The 21,311-nt window shown below is 76.1% G+C and carries 19 protein-coding genes; 11 read left to right on the top strand and 8 right to left on the bottom strand.

Features of this window, described 5'->3' with window-relative positions; genetic code table 11:
- The first annotated feature begins 44 nt into the window (after positions 1-44).
- Genes BJ983_RS03880 through BJ983_RS03890 form a run of 3 tightly spaced genes read left to right on the top strand, consistent with a single transcriptional unit; the run spans position 45 to position 3,807 of the window.
- On the top strand, positions 45-1,625 hold the full coding sequence (locus tag BJ983_RS03880) for an O-antigen ligase family protein (protein ID WP_179792602.1): 1,581 nt from the start codon (positions 45-47) through the stop codon (positions 1,623-1,625).
- Positions 1,622-3,103, top strand: coding sequence for a tyrosine-protein kinase domain-containing protein (locus tag BJ983_RS03885; RefSeq protein ID WP_179792603.1), 1,482 nt, complete (start codon positions 1,622-1,624; stop codon positions 3,101-3,103). The genes BJ983_RS03880 and BJ983_RS03885 overlap by 4 nt, the downstream gene beginning before the upstream one ends.
- Positions 3,100-3,807, top strand: coding sequence for a hypothetical protein (locus BJ983_RS03890; RefSeq protein WP_179792604.1), 708 nt, complete (start codon positions 3,100-3,102; stop codon positions 3,805-3,807). The genes BJ983_RS03885 and BJ983_RS03890 overlap by 4 nt, the downstream gene beginning before the upstream one ends.
- A 22-nt stretch (positions 3,808-3,829) precedes the next feature.
- Here the strand turns inward: BJ983_RS03890 and BJ983_RS03895 are convergent, their stop codons facing one another.
- From BJ983_RS03895 to BJ983_RS03905, 3 genes are read right to left on the bottom strand one after another with little or no spacing between them, the layout of a single operon-like run.
- Positions 3,830-4,894 carry a P-loop NTPase family protein gene (locus BJ983_RS03895; protein WP_179792605.1) on the bottom strand — a complete coding sequence of 355 codons (1,065 nt, stop codon included), beginning with the start codon at positions 4,892-4,894 and terminating at the stop codon, positions 3,830-3,832.
- Positions 4,895-4,953: 59 nt separating this feature from the next.
- Entirely contained in the window at positions 4,954-5,844 is an 891-nt protein-coding gene (locus BJ983_RS03900) for a hypothetical protein (RefSeq protein WP_179792606.1), read from the bottom strand.
- On the bottom strand, positions 5,841-6,713 hold the full coding sequence (locus BJ983_RS03905) for an STAS domain-containing protein (RefSeq protein WP_179792607.1): 873 nt from the start codon (positions 6,711-6,713) through the stop codon (positions 5,841-5,843). The genes BJ983_RS03900 and BJ983_RS03905 overlap by 4 nt, the downstream gene beginning before the upstream one ends.
- Before the next feature lie 170 nt (positions 6,714-6,883).
- Between BJ983_RS03905 and BJ983_RS03910 the strand changes: the two genes are divergently transcribed.
- The gene (locus BJ983_RS03910) at positions 6,884-7,573 is read left to right on the top strand and encodes a maleylpyruvate isomerase N-terminal domain-containing protein (protein ID WP_179792608.1); all 690 of its coding nucleotides are present in this window, start codon (positions 6,884-6,886) and stop codon (positions 7,571-7,573) included.
- A gap of 18 nt (positions 7,574-7,591) precedes the next feature.
- Here BJ983_RS03910 and BJ983_RS03915 read toward each other — a convergent pair whose 3' ends face one another.
- Both BJ983_RS03915 and BJ983_RS03920 read right to left on the bottom strand, forming a co-directional pair.
- Entirely contained in the window at positions 7,592-8,599 is a 1,008-nt protein-coding gene (locus BJ983_RS03915) for a patatin-like phospholipase family protein (protein WP_246325821.1), read from the bottom strand.
- A 37-nt stretch (positions 8,600-8,636) separates the two neighbouring features.
- On the bottom strand, positions 8,637-9,965 hold the full coding sequence (locus tag BJ983_RS03920) for a hypothetical protein (protein ID WP_179792610.1): 1,329 nt from the start codon (positions 9,963-9,965) through the stop codon (positions 8,637-8,639).
- Between the two features lie 51 nt (positions 9,966-10,016).
- On the opposite strand from BJ983_RS03920, the gene BJ983_RS03925 reads away from it, so the two are divergent.
- The gene (locus BJ983_RS03925) at positions 10,017-10,625 is read left to right on the top strand and encodes an LmeA family phospholipid-binding protein (protein WP_179792611.1); all 609 of its coding nucleotides are present in this window, start codon (positions 10,017-10,019) and stop codon (positions 10,623-10,625) included.
- Between the two features lie 2 nt (positions 10,626-10,627).
- Here the strand turns inward: BJ983_RS03925 and BJ983_RS03930 are convergent, their stop codons facing one another.
- A complete protein-coding gene (locus BJ983_RS03930; RefSeq protein ID WP_218890093.1) occupies positions 10,628-10,897 on the bottom strand; it encodes a hypothetical protein in 270 nt (89 codons plus the stop codon).
- 91 nt (positions 10,898-10,988) lie between these two features.
- On the bottom strand, positions 10,989-12,794 hold the full coding sequence (locus BJ983_RS03935) for a hypothetical protein (RefSeq protein WP_179792613.1): 1,806 nt from the start codon (positions 12,792-12,794) through the stop codon (positions 10,989-10,991).
- 267 nt (positions 12,795-13,061) lie between these two features.
- Here BJ983_RS03935 and BJ983_RS03940 point away from each other — a divergent pair, with 267 nt between their 5' ends.
- The 5 genes from BJ983_RS03940 (at position 13,062) to BJ983_RS03960 (ending at position 20,216) form a co-directional block, all read left to right on the top strand.
- A complete protein-coding gene (locus BJ983_RS03940; protein WP_179792614.1) occupies positions 13,062-14,294 on the top strand; it encodes a cytochrome P450 in 1,233 nt (410 codons plus the stop codon).
- Positions 14,295-14,394: 100 nt separating this feature from the next.
- Positions 14,395-16,659, top strand: a complete 2,265-nt coding sequence (locus BJ983_RS03945) for a transglycosylase domain-containing protein (RefSeq protein WP_179792615.1) — start codon at positions 14,395-14,397, stop codon at positions 16,657-16,659.
- A 107-nt stretch (positions 16,660-16,766) separates the two neighbouring features.
- Positions 16,767-17,828 carry a GDP-mannose 4,6-dehydratase gene (gmd, locus tag BJ983_RS03950; protein WP_179792616.1) on the top strand — a complete coding sequence of 354 codons (1,062 nt, stop codon included), beginning with the start codon at positions 16,767-16,769 and terminating at the stop codon, positions 17,826-17,828.
- Between the two features lie 190 nt (positions 17,829-18,018).
- The gene (locus BJ983_RS03955; protein WP_179792617.1) at positions 18,019-19,788 is read left to right on the top strand and encodes a tetratricopeptide repeat protein; all 1,770 of its coding nucleotides are present in this window, start codon (positions 18,019-18,021) and stop codon (positions 19,786-19,788) included.
- Positions 19,789-19,910: 122 nt separating this feature from the next.
- Positions 19,911-20,216, top strand: a complete 306-nt coding sequence (locus tag BJ983_RS03960) for a Dabb family protein (RefSeq protein ID WP_179792618.1) — start codon at positions 19,911-19,913, stop codon at positions 20,214-20,216.
- Between the two features lie 69 nt (positions 20,217-20,285).
- Here the strand turns inward: BJ983_RS03960 and BJ983_RS03965 are convergent, their stop codons facing one another.
- Positions 20,286-20,615, bottom strand: coding sequence for a PASTA domain-containing protein (locus BJ983_RS03965; protein ID WP_179792619.1), 330 nt, complete (start codon positions 20,613-20,615; stop codon positions 20,286-20,288).
- 195 nt (positions 20,616-20,810) lie between these two features.
- On the opposite strand from BJ983_RS03965, the gene BJ983_RS03970 reads away from it, so the two are divergent.
- Positions 20,811-21,311, top strand: coding sequence for a hypothetical protein (locus tag BJ983_RS03970; protein ID WP_179792620.1), 501 nt, complete (start codon positions 20,811-20,813; stop codon positions 21,309-21,311).

A 21,311-nucleotide genomic window follows, 5' to 3' on the forward strand; every position in this document is an offset into this window, starting at 1 on the left:
GCGCGGGGCTCGGCCCCGGGCCATCACACGGAATCGTCCCGACGATGGACGCGGCGCGGCGCCCATCGCCGGGCCCGGCCCCCGCGGCCGGGACGCCGCGCGGCTCCGGAGCAGGCCCCGTCGTCGGGGGCGGGGCCTGCTCCGGGGCCGCAGGCGGCCGCGGGCGCGGCGGGGGCGCCGGGGTGAGCCGCACGACGGTCCTCGTCCTCGGTGGGCTCGTCGCCCTCGTGGTGGCGGGCGTGCTCGTGCTCGACGCGACCCACCTGGTGGCGGCCGAGCGGACGCTCCCGGCGCTCGCGCTCGTCGTCGTGGTCGGCCTGGTGGTCGTGCTGCGGGGCGTGGGGGACCTCGGGGTCGCGCTGCTCGCCGGCGCGGTGGGCACGGCGACCTGGAACGGCATCTCGCTCGGGCTGCCGCTGGGCCACCTGTTCCTCGCGTCGGCGCTGGTGGCGCTCGCGCTGCCGGTGGTCGGGCAGGGACGGCGCCTCGCGGTGCCGGCCTGGGTGTGGCCGCTGCCGACCGCGTTGCTGCTGGTCGTCGCCTGCTCGGTGCTGTTCCCGATCGACCGCGGCTACCTCAGCGCCCGGTTCGGGGTGCCGATCGACGCGGCGACCGCGGCGGCGATCCCGAGCCCGGGCATCGCGAACCTGCTCAACGGGGTCCGGTGGATCGTCCCCGCGCTCGCCCTGCCGCTCGCGGTCTGCCTGGCCGTCGCCGGGCGTGACGCGGATCGGCGGGGTCGGCTGCTCCGCGGACTCACCGCGGCCTGGGTGCTCGGCGCCGCGGTGAACGCCGCGGTGGCGCTCGCCGACGAGACGGGGCTGACCTCGATCAGCGCGATGTTCATCGCCGTCGACGTGGGCGGCCGGCAGGCGGGCCTCACCGCGCAGCCGAACCACCTGGCGCTCTCGGTGGGGCTCGCCGCACCGGTGGCGGTCTGGTTCCTCCTGTCCACGCACGGCCGGGAGCGGCTGCTCTGGGCCGGTGCGGTCGCGGTGATGGGCGGCGGGCTGTTCGTCTCCGGGTCCCGCGGCGGCCTCGTCGTGGCGCTCGGGGCGGTGCTCGTCGCGCTCGTCGTCGAGCGCACCGGCCGCCGGGTTCTGCTCCCGGCCGCGGGCGTCGCCCTGGGCGCGGGCACGCTCCTCCTGGCCTTCTTCCCGACGATGCTCGACCGGCTCGGGCGGGAGCTGCGGCTCACCGGCGCGGAGAGCGCCGCAGAGTCCGACGCGATCCGCGCCCGCATCCACGCCCAGGCCCTCAGCGACATCGAGCACTCCCCGCTGCGGGGGATCGGGCTCCACGTGATGGCCGAGGGCCACAGCATCTACCTGCAGCTCGCCGCGTCCGGTGGGGCGCTGCTGTTCGTCGCCTTCCTCGCGACCGTCGTCGGGGCCCTCGCCGACGGGACCGCGATCGCCCGCTCCGGGGTCGCCGCGGCCGGGCTCGCCCGGGCGCTGGTCGTCGCGTTCGGCGCCTGGCTCGTCGTCGGCGTCGTCGAGAACCAGATCGCCGACCTCTACCTCTACGTCCCCCTCGCCCTGCTCGCCGGCCTCGCCGTCGTCCGGCGCACCTCCTCGTCCCCCCTGACCCTGCTCCGCTCCGGCGCCCCGGGAGAACCGTCATGACGTTCGTCGCCCTGCTCACCGCGATCCGCCGCCGCGCGCTGCTGGTCGTCGCCGGCCTCGCGGTCGGACTCGCCGTCGCCGCGGGCGTCACGGCCTTCCTGCCCCGCACCTACGCCGCCACGGCGAGCCTCTACGTCTCCGCGGTCGACGACACGAGCGCGCAGAACGCCTACCAGGGCGTGCTGCTCTCCCAGCAGCGCGTGAAGTCCTACACCGAGATCCTCACCTCGGAGCGCGTGCTGCGGCCCGTGATGGACGCGGCCGGGATCCCGGGGTCGACCGCCGACTTCGCCGACCACGTCGCGGTCACCACCGACACCGACTCGACGGTCATGAAGGTGACCGTCGCCGAGGACTCCGCGCCGCTGGCCGCCGACCTCGCGAACGCGATCGCCGCCCGGTTCTCCCAGGTGGTCGGCCAGCTCGAGCGTCCCGGCGGGACGGTCGCGGGCAGCACGCCGGCGGTCACCGTCGCCACGGTCGACGCGGCGGTGGCGGACCCGGCGGCGGTGTCGCCGCGCTGGACGGTCAACCTCGTCGTCGGGGCCGTCGTCGGGCTGCTGCTCGGGGTCGCGGCCGCCGTGGTCGCCGCCGCCACCGACCGGTCGCTGCGGCGTCCGGTCGAGCTCGCCGGGCTCACCGGCGCGCCGTCGCTCGGCAGTCTTCCTGCCGTCCGCGGCACCTTCACCCCGGACGCCGAGGGCGGGTACGCCGAGGCGGTCCGCCGCCTGCGGACGAACCTCTCCTTCGCCGACGTCGACGGGGCCCTGCAGGTCGTCACCGTGACCAGCGCGGTCGCGGGGGAGGGGCGCACCAGCCTGGTGCAGGCCCTCGCGAGCGCCTTCGCGGCGACCGGCCGGGTCGCGGTGGTCGAGGGCGACCTGCGGGCCCCGGTGCTCGGCGAGCGACTCGGCCTCCGGGGCCGGCTCGGCCTCACCGACGTGCTCCGCGGCCGGTGCGCGCTCGAGTCGGCACTGCAGCACCACGACGGGATCGACGTGCTGGTGAGCGGCGAGGTCCCCACCGACCCGTCGGGCCTGCTCGCCTCCCGTGCCCTCGGCGCCGTCATCGACCGCCTCCGCGCCACCCACGACGTGGTCCTCGTCGACGCGCCGCCGCTCGGCCCGGTGGCCGACGCGGCCGTGCTCGCCGCCGGGTCCGACGGGGCGGTGCTGCTCTGCCGAGCGGGCTCGACGTCGGCCGAGGCCGTCGCCGGTGCCGCCGAGGCGCTGCGGGCGGTCGGCGCCCGGCTGGTCGGCACCGTGCTGACCGCGGACGGCGAGGTCCGGGCGGATGCGGCCCCGACGGTCGCCGGCGGCGCCGACGGGTGGGGCGGACCGAGCTCGATGCTCGACTTCTCCCGCGTGGAGCGGCCCACGCTCGTCGGGCTGCAGGCCCGGCCGGTGGCGGGGGTCGCGAGCGTCTCCTGGTCCACGCGGCGTCCGGCCGGCGGCGGCGCCCACCGGGCCGCGCGGTGACCCTGACCCGGCGGGGCGTCCTCGGGCTGGGCGGCGCGGCGCTGCTCGGGGCGCTCGCCGCCGGGTGCGGCTCGGCGGAGGTGGTCCCGACGACGGGTGTCCCCGACGTCCCGCTGCGCCGTCGCACCCGGTGGACGGGCCGTCCCGACGGTCCGCTGCCCGCCGCCGGGGACGAGGGCGTGCCGTTCACGACGTTGCTGTCGAACACCACCGCGCAGCCCACGCTGCGCGGGGGAGCGCTCGTGGGGAACCTGCCGGCGGCCGCGTCGGCGGTCTACCTCACGCAGCCCGTCGGTGCCCCGGTCCGTCGGATCGGGGCGCGGATCGCGTTCGGCCCCGGCGCCACCTCGGGTTCGGCCGCCCTCGTCGCGTGGAACGGCGCGCCGACCGTCGACCGGGTGGACGGGCACCTGCACATGGTCTTCACCCCGGACCGCTGGATCGCCGGGGTGCTCGAGGGCGGCCGGGTGCAGGAGCTCGCCCGCGCGGACTACGGACTGCCGCTGCCGCAGGACGGGACCCCGCGGCCGGTCGACGTCGTCGTCGCGGGCGACGCCGTGGTGCTCCGACTGCCCGACGGCACCACGACGACGGTGCGGGACGCCCGGTTCGCCACGGGGAGCGGCACCGTGGCGGTCTGGGAGTTCTACAAGAACGCCGACGACTCCGCGGACGTCACGTTCGCCGAGACCTGGGCGGGCTGACCCGAGCGGGATCGACGTCCGGTCATCCGCGTCGTCGTGACTCGGATGATCCGGAGCGCTCCCGTCCCGGCGCTTGGACCGTGACGCGCGTACCCCGGACGGCCACCACGAGGTCCGCGGGACCGGGCGCGTCGAGCACGACGTGGTCGTAGCGCCCACCCAGCGGGGCGAGCACGGCCGCGACGTCGTCGTCGGCCAGGGGCGGGCCGCTGCGTCCGGTGGGGAGCACGTCGATGCCGCCGCGTGCCCACGGCCGGATCGCGCGGTCGGTCTCGGCGACGCCCGCGATCACCTCGCGGACGCCGGGGGAGGGGTCGGCGACCCGGCGCACCCGGGAGGTGGGCGACCGCGAGCCCGCCTCGACGAGCAGCACGCGGGCACCGACGTGGGCGAGGGCGGTCGCGATCTCGACGGCCGCCGAGACACCGGAGCGCTCGACGGACTCCACCACCGCGATCACCCGGCCGTCGCGCACGGATTCCGCGACGTCCCGGACAGCGGCGACCCGCCGGGCGTGGCGGCGCCCGGTCCCGGGGGTGAGCACCACGGGGTCGCGCCGGGAGCGCGGGAGCCGACCCGGCCCGACGTCGGGAACACGTCGCAGCGCCACCAGCCCGGGCAGCAGGCCGAGGAGCGCCCCGGCTGCGAGGACGGCGCCGGGGTGCGGGTCCGGTCCGGTGTCCCGCGGTTCCGCCTCGCCGATCACGACGGCGGGTCGGTTGGCCGGGCGGCCGTCGTCCGCGGCCTGCGTGATCCGGCGCGCCGCGGCGGTGGCCAGCGCGCGGGCGACGACGGCGGCCTCCTCGGCGGTCGCCGCGCGGGCCCGGACCGCGAGGACGCCGTCGGCGAGGTCGACCGTCGCGGTGCCGTCGAGCTCGGCGGCCGTCGGGGTGCCCCCGAGCAGCGCGGCGGCGTCGGCGAGGACCTCCGGCCCGGGGTCGGCTGGTGGCCGGGCTCCCGCTGCGAGCAGGACGGGGCGGTCCAGCGCGACGCCGCGGAGCGGCGGCGTGACCTGCACGACGACCGCCGCGGAGACCAGGCCGAGGAGCGTCGTCGCGAGCACGACCACGCCGCCACGCACGCCCACCCGGGTCCCCCTCCGTCGTGATCACCCGATCGTGTCAGGCGCAGGGAGGAGCAGGAAGATCAGCGTGTCCCGGTGAGGACCCGGACGGTGCGGCCGTGCCGGTCGTCGTGGGCCGTGGCGTGGTCGCAGAACCGGGCGAGGTGGGCGAACCGCGGGTCCTCGACCGGTGGGCGCGGTGGGCCGTCGGACGCCTCCGGGACGGCCCGGCACTCGGCGACGACGGCGTCGGAGCTCACCCGGACGTCGAGCGTGTGCTCGCCGGGCGGGAGGTCGGTGGGGCCGGGGACGAGGTCGACCCCGCAGGCCAGCAGCATCGCCTCGTGGGCGGCCAGCACGGCGACCTCGGCGCGCTCGCCGTCGAGCCCGGCGTCGCGCACGACCGCCGCGACCCGCTGGCGCAGCGCCGCGAGCGCCGCCCCGTCCGGCACCGGCACCCGGTCGACCGACGACCCGAGTACGGCGGCCGGCACCGGGCTCGTCGCGGCGGGCGGGCGGTGGTCGGGGGAGGGGACGGGCCCGTCCGGAGTGAGGAGCCACGGGTGCGCCCGGCGGGCCACCTCGACCTGGCCCGGGGCGTAGACGCACACCACCGAGAGCGCGTGGTCGGCGAGCAGCACGGTGACGGCGTCCTCGGCGAGGGCGCGGTCCACGGGCCCGGCGTCGGCGCAGACGCGGCCGATGACCACGCCGCCCGGGACGACGCTGTCGGCGAGGCGGTGGGCGAGCCCGACGGCGGGGACGTCGACCGGGCTGGGCAGGCGCAGTGGGGCGTCGGGGCGGGCGTCGCGGAACGCGCGGGCGCCGCGCCGGTCGAGCACGACCTCGACCGGGGCGCCCACGGCGAGCGCGTCGTCCATGGCGGGCAGGCAGAGCCGGACGAGGTCCTCGGGGTCCTCGGCGACGACGGCCGCGTGCAGCAGCGCCGCCCGACCCGGCCCGTCCGGACTCACGCGGCCTCGCCGTCCGCCAGGACGATCGTGTGGGGCCGCTCGAGCGCGTCGAGCAGGCGCCGGAGCAGCCGCGGCGGGTCGTGCAGCACGAGCCGCTGGCCCGGGGGCGCGGACCGGGCGGCGAGGACCATCAGCTGCGCGCAGGCGACGTCGACGAACCCGACCGCGCCGAGGTCAACGTGCAGGTCCGGGCTCTCCCCGGTGCCCTGCTCGGCGACCTCCCGCGCCCGGCGCATCGCCCCGGTCAGGGCTCCGCCGAACCGCTGCGCCACGTGGGCGTCGAGGTCGCCGGAGACCCGCCAGCGTCCCTGCGCCTCCTGGGCGCCCCACCCGACGTCGAGCAGGTCGCGGTGGTGGACGCCGAGCGAGTGCACGACGTGGACCTCGTTCTCCACCGCCGTGGTCAGCTGGCAGAGCACGTGCAGCGGGAAGCGGGCGGCGAGCTCGTCGTAGCCCCCCTCCTGCTGCGCGAAGACGGCGACCTCGGTCTCGTCGGCGAGCGGGCGGCGCGAGGACTCCTGGGTCATCGCCACCGAGGTCCAGCCCTCGTCGAGCGCGCGGTGCAGCTCGTCGGCCTGGATGCGGTGGAGCCCCTCCGCGGTCCCGCCGACGAGGTCGACCAGGCGCGGGAAGTCCATGAACTCCAGCTGCCCGGTCTCGAGCGCCCGCCGGGTGCGCACCGTCGCCTGCGGTCCGGCGATCCAGTGCTTCTCGATCCGCCGGTCCTCGCCGAGCCAGCCCTTGTAGTAGACCTTGGCGCCGAAGGCGAGCTCGCGGTCGAGCCAGGCGGCCGTGCCGACCCGCTGCGCGTGGTCGTTCTCGGCCACCTGCAGCAGGTGCGCGTGCGCCGGACCCGTGTCCACCGTCATCGCGTCCGTGACTCCCGGTTCGTCCGTCCCCCGACGTCCGAGGAGCGGCCTCACCACCGCGTCCACCGACCAGCATCGCTCGCACGGCGGCGATCCGGGGACGTGCAGCGCTGATGTTCACCCGATACGCACAGGTTGTGACGGTCGGTGATCGCCCTAGGGTCGGCGGCATGCCCGTCCTCCTCGGTGACGCCTACCGCGACGCCCACGCCCGCATCGACACCCGGATGCGCTCGCTCGCCGCCCTCGACCCCGACGCCCTCGGCACCGCGGTGCCCGCCTGCCCCGGGTGGACGGTGCACGCCGTGGTGTCGCACGTGACCGGCCTCGCCGCGGACGCCCTGTCGGGCCGGTTGACGGGTCCGCCGGACGACGAGTGGACCGCCGGCCAGGTCGACCAGCGGCTCGGCGTGCCGGTGGAGGACGTGCTCGCGGAGTGGGCGCCGTTGGTGGGCCCCATGGTCGCGGGGCTGAACGACCGCACGATCGGTCCGCCGCCGTGCGCCGACCTGCTGGTCCACGAGGGCGACCTCGTCGAGGCGCTCGGCGAGGCGGTGCCGCCGCTCGGGGAGTGGGGCGCCGTCGCCGGGCTGCTGTGCGGGGGTCGGGTGAAGGGGATCCGGGAGCCGGGGACGCTGACGGTGCGGGTGGGGGACACCGAGCTGGTCGGCGGTACCGGTGACGGTCCGACCGCCACCCTGACGATCGACCGGTGGGAGTTCTTCCGCGGCGTGTTCAGCCGCCGCAGCGTCGACCAGATGCGCGCGTGGGACTGGGACGGCGACCCGGAGCCGTGGCTCGCGCCGCTGTGCGTGTTCGGGACCCGGACCGACGATGTGCCTCCGGCCCGTGAGCACTAAGGGGTGCCATAGCCCCCCTTAGTGCTCACGTGCCGCAGGCACATCACCGCGGAACCGTTCGCGGTACGCGTCCCAGTCGAACGCGGACAGGAACGCGGCCGCCGCGTCGTACCCGCGCCGGTAGAGCGCGTCGGTGCGGCTGCGGCTGATGCCGAAGTCGAGCAGCCCGACGGTGCCGGCGTCGACGTGGATCGTGCGGGCCGCGACCCAGGGCCGGTTGAGGTAGGCCTGGTCGCGGCCGACCACCATCGTCGTCAGGAGCTGCTCGAGCAGGCGCAGCGCGGTCGGCTGCGGCCAGCCCTCCAGCGGCGCCCGGTAGAGCGCCACCCGGTCCCCGACGCCGGGTCGGGTGGTGATGGTGACGCCGAAGGTCGGCCACGCGGGGGCGGCGCCGTCGGTGCGGTCGAGCGAGTCGATGGGGAAGTTCGACAGCAGTCCGCCGTCGACCAGCGTCGAGGTGAAGCCGTCGCCGTGGACCAGCGTCGTCGGGCGGAAGAGGAACGGGATCGACATCGACGCCCGCACCGCCTCGGCGACCGGCTGGGTGTCCGGGTCGAGCCCGTACACGCCGCGGTAGTCCCAGGGCAGGCGGACGAGCTGGCCCAGCGTGAGGTCGGAGCAGGTCACGACGAGGGAGTAGCGCTGCTCCCGGGGCAGGCCGGGGTCGTCGAGGCGGAGGTCGGCCCACGTGTGCACGCCGAGCGCGGCCAGCTCTGCGGTGATCCACTCGAGGAGGTAGTCGCCCGCGTAGAGCCCGGCCCCGGTGAGCAGCGAGAACGCCGGGCCGACCAGCGGCAGCCGGCCGAGGCCGTGCCGGTCGGCGACGGCCCGGAAGTCCAGCCGCCGGGTGATCTCGCCCAGCCGGTCCCCGTGCGCGCCGGCGGCGGCGATGGCCCCGACGAGCGCGCCGGCGGAGGTCCCGGAAATGCGCTGCGGGGTGTAGCCCGCGTCGGTGACGGCGGCGACCGCCCCGGCCAGGCCGATCCCCTTGACCCCACCGCCCTCGAGCACCAGGTCCGCGCGCATCACCTCACCGATCATGCTCCGCGCGCGGCGGACGTGCCTACCTGCGCGTACCGCAGGTCCCGCAGAAGGAGGACGCGGGCGGGACGGGGGCCCCGCACAGGGCGCACACCTGCTCGGTCCCCGCCGACGGTCCCGCCGATCCCGACGACGGATCGCGCGACCAGGTGCCCCCGGGCTCCGGGGCGAGGGGCGCCCGGGTCGGGGCGGGGACGCCGTCGGAGGGCGTCGCGTACCAGGCGTGCCCGGTCCCCGCGTGCTCGGTGAATTGCGTCTGCTGCGCGTGCACGGGGACGGCCGGCGCGGGCCCGAGGGCGTGCACGCGGTCGAGCAGCCGCCGCACGGCGGGCAGCGGGGCGTCCCCGACGTGCGCCCGGGCGTCGTCGGGGACCCACAGCGCACCGATGACCACGCCCGCGACGACGAGCCCGAGCAGCGTCCACCGGTCCCAGGCCAGGAGCGCGGCGAGGCCGCCGAGCCCGGCGAGCACGGTCGCGGCGAGCCGGGCGCCGCGGGCGGAGCGCGGCGGGGTGCGGGCGAGGGCCGCGAAGACCCAGAACTGCAGGGCGGCCAGACCGGCGCAGAACACGGCGGCGACGAGGACGAACCCGCCGATGACACCGAGCAGGCCGCCGAGCGCCGCGCCGATCTCGGAGCCGGAGCCCACCGACGCACTCACCAGCCCACCCGCCAGCGCCACGAGCCCGATCACGCCCAGTACCACCGCGCCGAGGACCCACGCGATCGCGGCGCCCAGCGACCCGGTGCGCACGAGCAGCACCGACACCGGCCCGCGCACGGGACGGGCCCAGGGACCGGCGAACCAGTCCCGGGCGTCGGGCACCACGGCCAGGACGACGGCCGCCCCCACGGTCAGCAGCGCGGCCGCCGCCAGGGGGACCACCAGCAGCCCCGACACGAGCGCGCACGCCCCGAACACCGCGCCGACCACGGTGAAGGCCCGCGCGGGACGGCTGCCGAGCGCGAGGAACCAGGCGGAGAGCCCGAGCCACACGGTGCCGACCAGTCCGAACCCGGGCGACGCCGATCCGGCGGCGCTCGCGAGCACCGCGAGCTCGTCGGTGGAGAGCGCGTCCGCGGTGGACAGGGTGCCGATGAGCGTCGTGAGACACAGCACCGCGCCCAGCGCGAGCGCCCCGATCGCGGCCCACAGGAGCACGGGCATGGCCTGGGCCCGGGTGCCGGGCCGCGGCGAAGGGGGAGCGGCGCCGGGGTACGGCGGAGGTGCGGCAGGACCCGGCGTCGGGACCGGGGACGGGGTCGTGGCGGCGGGCATGCCGCACGTGCGGCACCAGCCGCCCTGGACCGGCCCCCCGCCGCACTGCCGGCACTGCTCCATGACGCCCATGGCACCACAGAACGGTCGGACCCGGCGGGAGGTGCGGCAGACTGGCCGATCATGGGACTCGCGGACGCGTGGTTCGCGCTGCTGCGCGCGGCGGTCGCCGTCGGCGCGCGGGACCGGGTCCTCTCGGTGCCCACGACGGCGGGTCCGGTGCGGCTGCGGGTGGCGTCGGTGACCTTCGCGGGCGGGTCGCTGCTGCGTCCGGGGCGGGTCCGCGACGTGCGGGTGGAGGCGACCGACGTCGAGTGGTCGGGCCTGCGGGTGCCGCGGGCGCAGGTGCACGTGGACAGCGTGGACGTGCGGCTCTCGGGGGCGGTCGAGCCCGCCGGGGTGACCGTGTCCGGGACCGTCCCGCTCGCGACCGTGCAGGCCCTGCTCGACCGCACGGACGGGACGCGGGTGCTGCTCGGGCTCGCCGACGGCGTGCCGGTGCTGCGGTGGTCGCGTGCGCCGCGGGCGGTGGGCGTCGAGGTGCGGCCGGAGATCGGTGCGGCCGGGCTCGTGCTCCGGGCGGTCGCGCTGCGGTCCCGACGGCGACGCTGGCGGCTGCCGGCCCGGCTGCCGCCACTGCCCGGCAGCGGGATCGCGCTGCCGGGCGGGTTCCGGCTCGAGGACGTGGCCCCGTACGACGACGGGGTGGCGGTGCGCCTGCACCGCCCCTGACGTCAGGCGGGCAGCACGGCCGGGCTCGACCGGCGGGCGGCGCGCGGCGCGGGGATGACGATCTCCGGGCCGGAGGCGGCCGCGACGAGCGCCTCCCGACGACGGGCCCGGCTGATCGCGCCGGCCCGGTCGGCCTCGGCGCGCAGTGCGGCGCGGGCCTGGTCGTCGAGGGTGCCGCGGCGGGCCATCGCCACGAACGGCGCGGCGAGCCAGGCCGCCGCGGTGGCCCCGACGGCGGCAGCAGCGGTGATCATCATGGTGTCCCCCGACATCGACGTGACGCCCCGTGCGGAGCGTGCTGCCTGCGCTGTCGTCCTCCGGCGTCCGGCCGTTAACCAGATCACCCGATCGGACGAGGAACCGTCACCCGAGTCGCGCTGCGGTGATGAACCCGACGACGAGGGCGGCGCTCAGGAACAGCACCACCACGGTGACCCCGACCACCTGACCCGCCGTCGTGGACCCCGCTCCGAGGCGGCCCCCGCGCAGCGCCGGCGGCAGGCCCGGGGCGACGACCGCGCCCAGGAGACCGCCGACGGCGCCCCACGCGAGGCCGAGCACCACGCCGGTGGCGAGGTCGAGGTGCAGGCCGAAGGGCCCCACGACGGCGGAGGTGGCCGGGACCGCGGCCGCCAGCAGGACCGCCAGGGCGGGACCGAGCGCCCAGCCGCGGCGTGCCGCGGCGTCGGGATCGGGCGCGTGCAGTGCGGCGACCATGCCGCCGAGGACGCACACCACCCCGGCGACCAGCGGCGCGAGCCACCACGACGGACCCTCGCCCAGCAGGCGCACCAGCCCGAGCTCGCCGTCGCCGAACGGGGTGCGCGGGGTCAGGGGGACGCCGAGCCCGACGGCGAACGCCACGAGCAGGGCGGACGGGGCGAACACGACGACGAGCAGGACGGCGGCGACCGGAGAGGTGCCGGAGAACGCCTCGCCGGCGGTCGCCGCGGACGGCACGGGTGCCCCGGACCGGGCCAGTGCCCCGGCCACCACCAGCGCGAGGCCGACGAGCCAGCAGGCGCCGAGGATCGCGCCGAGCCCGGCGACGGGACCGGCGAGCAGGTCGCGGACGGGGCGCAGTGCGGCCGGCAGCGCGTCGGGGCGGCGCCACGCGACCGCGAGCACCAGCGCCCCGCCGAACCAGGCCGCCCCGCCCAGCAGCGTCGGCGCGATCGCGACGGTCAGCCTGCCGTCACCGGGCGCCGCCCGCCCGAGCAGTGCGACCGCCGCGAGCCCGCCGAGGAACAGGACGAGCGCCCGCACCGCCTGGACCGGCACCTCCGGCCCCGGGCGGGACCGGCCGACCACGAGCCCGGCGCCCGCGAGGACGGCCGCCCCGGTGACGAGCAGCGGGGTGGCCGCGACGGTGACCCCGAGCCCGAGCGGCGCGACCGTGATCCCCACCGACCCGCTCACGCCGAGCGCCACCGCGACCGGCAGGAGCAGCAGCGGGGAACCGCCCGCCGCGTCCGCGCCGAGCGTCACGGCGAGGACGGCGCCGGGCAGTGCGAGGACCACGAGGACGACGAGGGCCGCGAGCGCGGCGTGCGCCCAGTCGGCGACGGACCCGACGGAGCCGACGCGCACCGACGGCCGGGCCACCGACGCCGGCCCGCGCGGGACCCCGGCACCCGGGGTGTCGTGCAGCGGGACCCGGACCCGCCCGGAGTGCGGCGTCGATGGACCCGGGCGCCGGGCCGGCTCGATCGTCGGCCAGGCCGCGGGTCGTCCCTCGCCCTCCGGACGCCGGGGACGGGGCACCGCGCGCGGGGGCGTCGACGGGGCGGCGGCGCGGTCCGGCGCGGCCGGCAGGGGGCCGGAGCCGGGCGTCGAGGCCGGAGCCGACGCGGACCTGGGGCCGGAGCCGGGCGCCGAGGCGGGCAGCGGGCCGGACCGGGGAGCCGAGGCGGGCAGCGGGCCCGATCGGGGTCCGGGGGAGGGCAGCGGCCCGGAGCGGGGCCCGACGGTGGGGATGAGTTCGGAGCCCGGCTCGTCCTCGGCGGCCGCGGCGGCGGGCCGGGCGGCCGCCGTGGCGCGCGCCGGTGTCGGCCGGGCGGCCTCCTGCGGGGCCTGCCGTGGCGCCGGGACGTCGACCGCCCCGCACGAGCGGCAGAACGCCCAGTCGTCCGTCCGCGGCGCTCCACACCGTGAGCACGACCCAGCCACCGCACACCCCCGTCGACGTCCGCCCCCCGACGGCGCGGACCGGAGTGATCACACGTGGTCGGCGCGCCGGGGTCGAGGGACACGAACGGGGGGCCTCGGCGGGCGGTACGGCCGGACGAGTGATCCACCGGGGTGTCGGCGGGCGCGCCCGGGTCGGTGGCCCCACCGACGCGTTCCGTCCGACGGACCCGGTCACCGACTCCGGAGGCACCCGGACCGCCTGCGGTATATCGTTAGCCTCAGCAACCAAGACGTGGAGGCTGAGTCATGACGGCGACCATGGACACCGGGGCGGCAGGGACGACGGGGGCCGGGGACCCGCACTACCCGATGGTGCGGCAGTGCCCGTTCGACCCGCCGCAGGAGCTGGCGACGATCCAGGCGCAGGAGCCGATCCGCCGCGTGACGCTGTGGGACGGCAGCCACCCGTGGCTGGTCACCCGCCACGCCGACGTGCGCGCCGTGCTCGCCGACCAGCGCTTCTCCGCCGACAACCTGACGCCGGGCTACCCGGCCACCTCACCGAGCATCACGGCGCGACGGAAGAACGTCCCGAGCTTCATCGCGATGGACGACCCGCAGCACGCGTTCTTCCGCAAGATGCTGATCAGCGAGTTCAGCGTGAAGGCGATCCGCGCGCTCCGTCCGATGATCACCGAGACCGTCGACGGCCTGCTCGACGCGATGGCCGAGCAGGAGCAGCCGGTCGACCTCGTGCAGGCTTTCGCGCTGCCGCTGCCCAGCCTCGTCATCTGCCGGATGCTCGGCGTGCCCTACGCCGACCACGCCTTCTTCCAGGCGCGCTCGCACACGCTGGTGGACACGCGGTCGAGCGTCGAGGACTCGGTCGCCGCGTCGAACGAGCTGGTGGAGTACCTCGAGGGCCTGGTCGCCGAGCGCGAGGCCTCCGGGTCGGAGGACGACATGCTGGGGCGGCTCGCCGTGCGCCACGTGCGCACCGGGGAGATCACCCGCGAGCAGGCCGCCTCGATGGGGCTGCTCCTGCTCGTCGCCGGCCACGAGACGACCGCGAACATGATCGCGCTCGGCACCCTCCTGCTGCTGCAGGACCCGGAGCAGGCCGCGAAGGTGCGCGCGGGCGAGTCCGTCGAGGGCGCGGTGGAGGAGCTGCTGCGGCTGCTCACCGTCACCCACCTCGGACGACGGCGGGTCGCGACCGAGGACGTCGAGCTCGGGGGCGTCGCGATCCGCGCGGGGGAGGGGGTCGTCGCGGCTGGCGAGATCGCCAACCGCGACCCCGAGGTGTTCACCGACCCCGACGCCCTCGACGTCGACCGCACCCCGAACCACCACGTCGCCTTCGGCCACGGCGTGCACCAGTGCCTGGGTCAGCAGCTCGCCCGCGTGGAGCTGCAGATCGCCTACCCGGCCCTGCTGGCCCGCTTCCCGGGGCTGCGGGTGGACACGCCGCTCGACGACATCGCGTTCCGCGACGCGATGGTCGTCTACGGCGTGCATGCGCTTCCCGTCACGTGGTGAGTCCCTCACCGGTTCTTTCCGGGTAGCGAGGAGAATGCATTCCCGACGGCGGGTACGACCCGTCGTCGGGAATTGTCCGGAATGAGTGGGTCTGGGGTCGATGACGGCGAAGGTGCGGCTGCTGGCCGTGACGGTGATTGCCGGGATTCTCGTGGCGGGATTGGCGTTCCCGCTGGTGGGAGGCCTGGGGTTGCTGTCCAGCGAGGCGATCGTGGGGGCGCAGGACACCGCGCCGGGTGTGATCGGGGGCGACATGCCCTCGATCACCACCGTGACCGACATGAACGGTGCGCCCATTGCCTACCTCTATGAGCAGAATCGTCAGATCGTCCGTTCCGACCAGATCGCGGTGACGATGAAGGCCGCGATCGTCGCGATCGAGGACCGGCGGTTCTTCAGCGAGTCCGGCCTCGACCCGCGCTCGATCGCCCGCGCCGTGGTGAACAACGGCACCGGTGGGTCGACCCAGGGCGCCTCGACGCTCACCGAGCAGTACGTGAAGAACTACGACGAGTACGTCGCCGCGAAGACCCCGGCCGAGCAGCTGAAGGCGACCGAGGCGACGTTCGGTCGCAAGCTGCGCGAGGCCCGCGTCGCCGAGCAGCTCGACCACTCGCTGTCCAAGGACGAGATCCTCACCCGGTACCTCAACGTGGTGTACCTGGGGAACCAGGCCTACGGCGTCGCCGCGGCCGCGCGCACCTACTTCAACACCACCCCCGACAAGCTGACCGTGCCCGAGGCCGCGCTGCTGGCGGGCATGGTGCAGAGCCCGACCGCGTACGACCCGCTGAACCACCCGCAGGCCGCGACCGGGCGCCGCAACGTCGTCATCGACCAGATGCGCCAGCAGGGCGAGCTCACGCCGGAGCAGGCGGCGGCCGCCACCGCGGCGCCGTTGGGGGTGCAGGCGCCGCTGACCGGCCTCGCCAACGGGTGCGTCGGCGCCGGGGACGACGGGTTCTTCTGCAGCTACGTGCTCGACTACCTCGACCAGGAGGGCATCACCCCCGAGCAGCTCCGCTCCGGGGGCTACACCGTCCGCACCACGCTCGACCCCGTGGCGATGGCCGCCGCGAAGCAGGCCGTCGACGCGAAGGTGCCGCCGACGCAGCCGCACGTGGCCGACACCCTCGCGATCGTGCAGCCCGGCGCGACGTCGCACCCGGTGCGGGCCCTGGCGGCCAACCGCGGGTACGGCCTGGACGCGGCGGCCGGGCAGACCACCTACGACCTGCCCGTGGAGCCGGAGAACCTGGGCGCCGGCTCGGTGTACAAGATCTTCACCGCAGCGACCTACCTGCTCGGCGGCGGCGGGATCTCCAACGTCATCCCCGTCCCGCCGTCGGGGTACGCCTCCCCGCTCTCGCCCGGCTTCGTCGTCGCGAACGACGGCAACTACCCGGGCGCACTGACCCTGCAGGACGCCCTGGCGCAGTCGCCGAACACCGCCTTCGTCAAGCTCGAGGAGACGACGGGCGTGGCGCCGGTGGTGAACATGGCCGTGAACATGGGCATGACCTCGCTGGCGAAGCCGACGTCGGGCAACGGGCCGTCGATCGCGGACACGGTGAAGGCGCAGAACCAGGCGTCGTTCACCCTCGGCCCGACGCCCACGTCCCCGCTGGAGCTCGCGAGCGTGGGCGCCACCCTCGCCTCGCACGGCACCTGGTGCCCGCCCGACCCGATCGTCTCGCTCACCGACGCCTCCGGCGCGCCGGTGTCGCTGCCGACGACGGCGTGCCACCAGGCGCTCCCGCCGCAGCTCGCCGACACGCTGATGACCGGGATGTCGAAGGACGACCAGCCGGGCGGCACCTCGGCCGCCTCCGCGGTCGCGGCCGGCTGGAACCGGCCGACGGCGGCGAAGACCGGCACGACGGAGGTCTCCGAGTCCGGGGCGTTCGTCGGCGCCACCCCGCAGATGTCCGGGGCGTCGATCGTGTTCGACGACTCCTCGACCCCGCGGCCCATCTGCTACGGCACCCCGCCGACCTCGTGCGCGACGGGCAACCTGTTCGGTGGCGAGACCCCGGCGGCGACCTACTACCAGGCGATGACCACGGTCCTCGCCGGCCAGCCGATCGCGCCGCTACCCGCCACCGACCCGCGCTTCGTCTCCGGCGGCAACCGGATCGCGGTGCCGCAGGAGATCGGGCAGCCGGTCGACCAGGCCGCCGCGGCGCTGCGCGCGGCGGGCTTCGTCGTCACCACCTCGCAGGTGGACAACCGGGCACCGGCGGGGACGGTGGTCGGGCAGACGCCGGGCGGGGGCGGCGGGCAGGGCATCCAGGGACAGACGATCGCCCTGGTGTCCTCCAGCGGGAAGGTCGCGGCGCCACCGGCGGCGCCGAGCGCTCCCTGAGGTCGGCCGGGTCACCCGACCGGGTGGTCGTACCCCGTCCTCGCGACAGGCGGTCGGGGTCACCGCGTCTCCTCTCGGCCCTCACCCCAGCCGGAAGGACCCCGAGCGTGACCCCGTTCCCCCCATCGAAGACCGCGTTCATCACCGGGATCACCGGCCAGGACGGCTCGTACCTCGCGGAGCTGCTGCTGTCCAAGGGCTACGAGGTGCACGGGCTGATCCGTCGGGCCTCGACGTTCAACACCCAGCGGATCGACCACCTGTACCGCGACCCGCACGACCCGTCGCGGCGCCTGCACCTGCACTACGGCGACCTGACCGACGCGTCGCGCCTGGTCTCGCTGCTCTCCGAGATCGTGCCCGACGAGGTCTACCACCTCGCCGCACAGTCGCACGTGCGCGTCAGCTTCGACGAGCCGGAGTTCACCGCCAACACGACGGGGGTCGGGACGGTCCGCCTGCTCGAGGCGATCCGGATGATCGGTCTCGAGACGCGCTTCTACCAGGCCTCGAGCTCGGAGATGTTCGGCGCGACCCCGCCGCCGCAGTGCGAGGACACCCCGTTCCACCCGCGCTCGCCCTACGGCGTCTCCAAGGTCTTCGGGTACTGGACCGCCCGCAACTACCGCGAGGCCTACGGGCTGTTCGCGGTCAACGGCATCCTGTTCAACCACGAGTCCCCGCGGCGCGGCGAGACGTTCGTGACCCGCAAGATCGCCCGCGCCGCCGCCCGCATCGCGCTCGGCCACGAGTCCCTGGTGTATCTCGGCAACCTCGACGCCGTCCGCGACTGGGGGTTCGCGCCGGAGTACGTCGAGGGCATGTGGGCGATGCTGCAGGCCGACCGGCCGGAGGACTACGTCCTCGCCACCGGCACCGCGTACACCGTCGAGGACTTCGCCCGGCTCTGCTTCGACCACGTCGGTCTCGACTGGACCCGCCACGTCCGCCACGACGAGCGCTACCTGCGCCCCACCGAGGTCGACGCGCTGATCGGCGACGCGTCGAAGGCCTCGCGCGAGCTGGGCTGGCGGCCCCGCACGTTCACCCCGGAGCTCGCGCGCATCATGGTCGACGCCGAGCTCTCGATGCTGCAGGGGCCGACCGCCGAGGTCGCGCCGTTCCCCGGCACGTGGCCGGGCCTCTCGGGGCGCCCCATGGCGGGCTGAGTCCTCCGGCCGTTCGGTGACGGACGGTGACGGCGGTCGAGGCGGCTCGACGTGCCGTCACCCACGCCCGACGACACCGCTGCACGGCGCGTCGACCTGCAGGTCCACCACTCGGGGCACCCGATCTCGTTGGTGGCCGGTTGTGTGACGAATCGTGACCGTAAAGCGACCAATAGGTCACACTGCGTACGTGGGAGCATCCCCGGCACCGACCGCCCGACGCCCTCGGCTCGCGCCCGTCTCGCTGGGGCGGGTCGCGGAGCGGCTCGTGGGCGTCCGCGTCGGCGCGACCCCCGCGCTGCCCGACACGGGGCGGGGCGAGCTCGACGCCGACCACCTGTCCCGGGCCGCGGACGAGCGGCTGGCCGAGCTCCTGGCCTCGTCGACCCACCCCGTCGTCGTGGTGACCGGGCCGCCGTCGGCGGGGGTGACGCGCACCGCCGCCCACGCGGTCCGTCGGACTCGCCCGGACGACCTGTTCGTCGAGATCGACGATCCGTACCGCGTCCGCCTCGAGGAGGTCGTCGAGCGGGCCCGCCGGCGCGCGTCGGTCTCCCGTCCCGTGCTGGTCTGGTGCGACGACGCCCCGCTGCCGCTGCTCGACCAGGTCAGCGGCGACGTCCTGGCCGCGTGCCGGGAGGGGCGAGACACCGTCGTGCGGCTCGTGGTCACGGTGCGCTGGGGCCTGGCGGCGCTCTCGCGCGGGGAGCTGTCGGCCCCGCGCTTCGCCCCCGTCGTCGTCGCGCCGCTGACCCCCGCGGAGGTCGTCGGCCGCGAGTCGCACCCCCTGGTCGCCGCCCACGGGGTGTCCGGAGCGGTGGGCCGCCGGATCGGCGACCTCGTGTGCGCGGGGACCGAGGCCCGGGAGGCCTTCGCCGGCCCGGCCGGGGACGTCCTGCGCCTCGTCGCGGTGTGGCACCGGCTGGGCGTGCCGTCCGCCCTCGACCTCGACACCCTCGCGGCCCTGCGCCCCGACGACGCCACGGGCGACCTCGCGGAGATCGTCGCCGGGCTCGTCGAGGCCGGCTGGCTGGAGCGGTGCACCCGCGCGGGGGAGCGGCACCTCGTGCCCGCCCGCGTCCTGGTCGACCTGGCGCGGCTGCCCTCCGCCGAGCTCGTCGGCACCATCGCGGCCCGCCTCGACCACCACGCCCGCTACACGGCCGCCCGCACCATGCTCGCCGCGGGACTGGACAGCCTCGCCGCCGCGATGGTCGTCGACCTCGAGCCCGACCCCCTCGGCGCGGTCGTCGCGCTGCGCATCGCGCGGGGCTACGCCGGGCTGGAGCGCGACCGGGAGGCGGCGCAGTGGTTCGCGTACGTCATCGCGGTCGGCGACGAGGACCAGGCCCGCGCGGCACACCGGGGCCTCGGGCTCGTGTTCTACCGCTACGACCGGCTCGACCGGGCCCGCCGCCACCTCGACCGCGCCGCCGACCAGCTCGGCGTGCAGGTCGTGCTCGCCGACATCGCGCTGCGCCAGGGCCGGGTCGCCGACGCCCGCACCCTGCTCACCGTGCTCCGCCGCTCCCGCGACCCCTCCCTCGCCGTCGAGGCCGCGTGCCAGCTCGGGACCCTCGAGTCCTCGACCGGGCACCCCGACGCCGCGCGCGAGGCGTTCACGGTCGCCCTCGGCGCGGCCGACCCGGCGGTCGTCGCCCGGGCCAGGACGGGGCTCGCGGCGTTGCCGCCCGTCCCCTCCCGTGACGCCGAGCCGTCGTCGCCGGCCCCCGCCCATGACAGGAAAGCGTCGTTGCCGGCGTCCAGTGGCAGGGACGCCGCATCGTCGACCGCAGCCGGGGACGAGTCGGCCGAGGACGAGTTGGCCGAGGACGAGTTGGCCGGGAACGAGCCGGCCGAGGACGACGTGCCCGGCGACGAGGGACCCGAGGACGACCCGGACACGGGTTCCGGACGGTCGGCCCGGGTGGTCCCGCTCGCCGCGCGGTCGCACGGCTGACCTGGACCATGATCACCGAGCACCTGTGGTGGTCGGCGACGGCGGCGGACCACCGAGGGTGCTCGCTGATCATGCCGAGGTGACCGCACCCGCCGTCGGGACGGGGATGGCAGGGTGGGCGCATGGCCGTCACGCACGTCGTCACGTTCAGCTGGGTCGAGGGCACCTCGGCCGCGACCGTCGAGGGCATCCTCGCGAACCTGCAGGAGTGGATCGACCGCAAGGAGGGGCTCGAGGGTCTCACCGCCTGGCAGGCGGGTCCGGACCTCGGGGTGAACGAGGGCAACGCGTCGTTCGCGGTGTCCGCCTCGTTCACCGACCGGGACGCCTACCTGCGCTACCGGGACCACCCCGAGCACAAGAAGATCATCGCCGAGCAGATCGCCCCGCTCATCGCGGCGCGTTCGGCGGTGCAGTTCGAGCACTGACCACGACCCCACGCACGACGAGGGCCCGGCGCACGAGCGATCGTGGCCGGGCTCCGGGGTGGGGGAGTGCTACTTGGCGCCCGCGGTGGGCGTGGTGCGGGGGCCGTCCGGGACGCGCGAACCGCCGCCACCGCCGCCGTTCCCGTCGTCGTCGGGACCCTCGTCGGTGCTCGGGCCGGCGGCCGGGTCGTCGACCCAGATCATGATCGTGTCGCCGGGCGAGGCGGTGGCGCCCGCCTTCGGACGCTGGTTGGTGATGATGCTGCGCCCCGCGCCGGTGTGGCGGGCGTTCTGCGGGATCGCGAGCAGACGGGCGTCGAGGGCCGCGTCGTGGGCGTCGGCCGCGGCGAGCCCGACGAGCTCGGGGACCGTGGTCGTGTCGGTGAGGCTGTCTGCCATGACTCCAACGGTACCGACCGGTGACGCGTCGTGTCGGAGGGGTCCTGCGGCGTGTCACCGAGGCGTTGACCACTCGGTTCACTCGTAAAGAGTAGGATACCGGTCACATTGTGGACCTAGAGTAGCCACTACTGCGGCGACACCTCGCGGACTCCCGTCGAGATCCACGAATGCCGACGCGGCCACCACCACACCGTGAACGAACCCCGGGGGTACGTGATGCGCGCCGTCTACCGTGTCCTGGCCTATCTGCTCGCGCTCGAGGTCGTCGTGCAGGCGGCCGCGATCGCCTGGGCCCTGTTCGGCCTGACCGCCTGGATCGAGGGCGGCGGGGTGCTGGACAAGGCGGGGATGGAGAGCGAGTCCGTCGTGTTCGACGGGGTCACGGGCTTCATGGTGCACGGCATGAACGGCACCATGATCGTCCCGGCGTTCGCCCTGCTGTTCCTCGTCAGCTCGTTCTTCGCCCGCTTCCCCGGCGCGGTCGCCTGGGCCGGTGCGGCGTTCGTGCTGGTCGTGGCGCAGGTCGCGCTGGGCATCGTCGCCCACTCGATCCCCGCGCTCGGCCTGCTGCACGGGGCCGTCGCGCTCGGGCTGCTCGTGGTCGCGCTCGTCGCCGCCCGCCGGAGCAGCGCCGCGGACGTCGCCGCGGACGCTCCCGTCACCGCGGGCGCGCACCACGCCCCCATCGCCTGA

This window comes from Actinomycetospora corticicola, assembly GCF_013409505.1.
In the GTDB taxonomy this organism is placed as follows: Bacteria; Actinomycetota; Actinomycetes; order Mycobacteriales; family Pseudonocardiaceae; genus Actinomycetospora; species Actinomycetospora corticicola.

Bases quoted from the DNA above. Each gene is read 5' to 3' on its own strand.
- BJ983_RS03880 (WP_179792602.1), top strand. From the start codon at position 45: ATGGACGCGGCGCGGCGCCCATCGCCGGGCCCGGCCCCCGCGGCCGGG.
- BJ983_RS03885 (WP_179792603.1), top strand. From the start codon at position 1,622: ATGACGTTCGTCGCCCTGCTCACCGCGATCCGCCGCCGCGCGCTGCTG.
- BJ983_RS03905 (WP_179792607.1), bottom strand. From the start codon at position 6,713: ATGACGGTGGACACGGGTCCGGCGCACGCGCACCTGCTGCAGGTGGCC.
- BJ983_RS03910 (WP_179792608.1), top strand. From the start codon at position 6,884: ATGCCCGTCCTCCTCGGTGACGCCTACCGCGACGCCCACGCCCGCATC.
- BJ983_RS03915 (WP_246325821.1), bottom strand. From the start codon at position 8,599: ATGCGCGCGGACCTGGTGCTCGAGGGCGGTGGGGTCAAGGGGATCGGC.
- BJ983_RS03920 (WP_179792610.1), bottom strand. From the start codon at position 9,965: ATGGGCGTCATGGAGCAGTGCCGGCAGTGCGGCGGGGGGCCGGTCCAG.
- BJ983_RS03925 (WP_179792611.1), top strand. From the start codon at position 10,017: ATGGGACTCGCGGACGCGTGGTTCGCGCTGCTGCGCGCGGCGGTCGCC.
- BJ983_RS03930 (WP_218890093.1), bottom strand. From the start codon at position 10,897: ATGTCGGGGGACACCATGATGATCACCGCTGCTGCCGCCGTCGGGGCC.
- BJ983_RS03940 (WP_179792614.1), top strand. From the start codon at position 13,062: ATGACGGCGACCATGGACACCGGGGCGGCAGGGACGACGGGGGCCGGG.
- BJ983_RS03945 (WP_179792615.1), top strand. From the start codon at position 14,395: ATGACGGCGAAGGTGCGGCTGCTGGCCGTGACGGTGATTGCCGGGATT.
- BJ983_RS03960 (WP_179792618.1), top strand. From the start codon at position 19,911: ATGGCCGTCACGCACGTCGTCACGTTCAGCTGGGTCGAGGGCACCTCG.
- BJ983_RS03965 (WP_179792619.1), bottom strand. From the start codon at position 20,615: ATGGCAGACAGCCTCACCGACACGACCACGGTCCCCGAGCTCGTCGGG.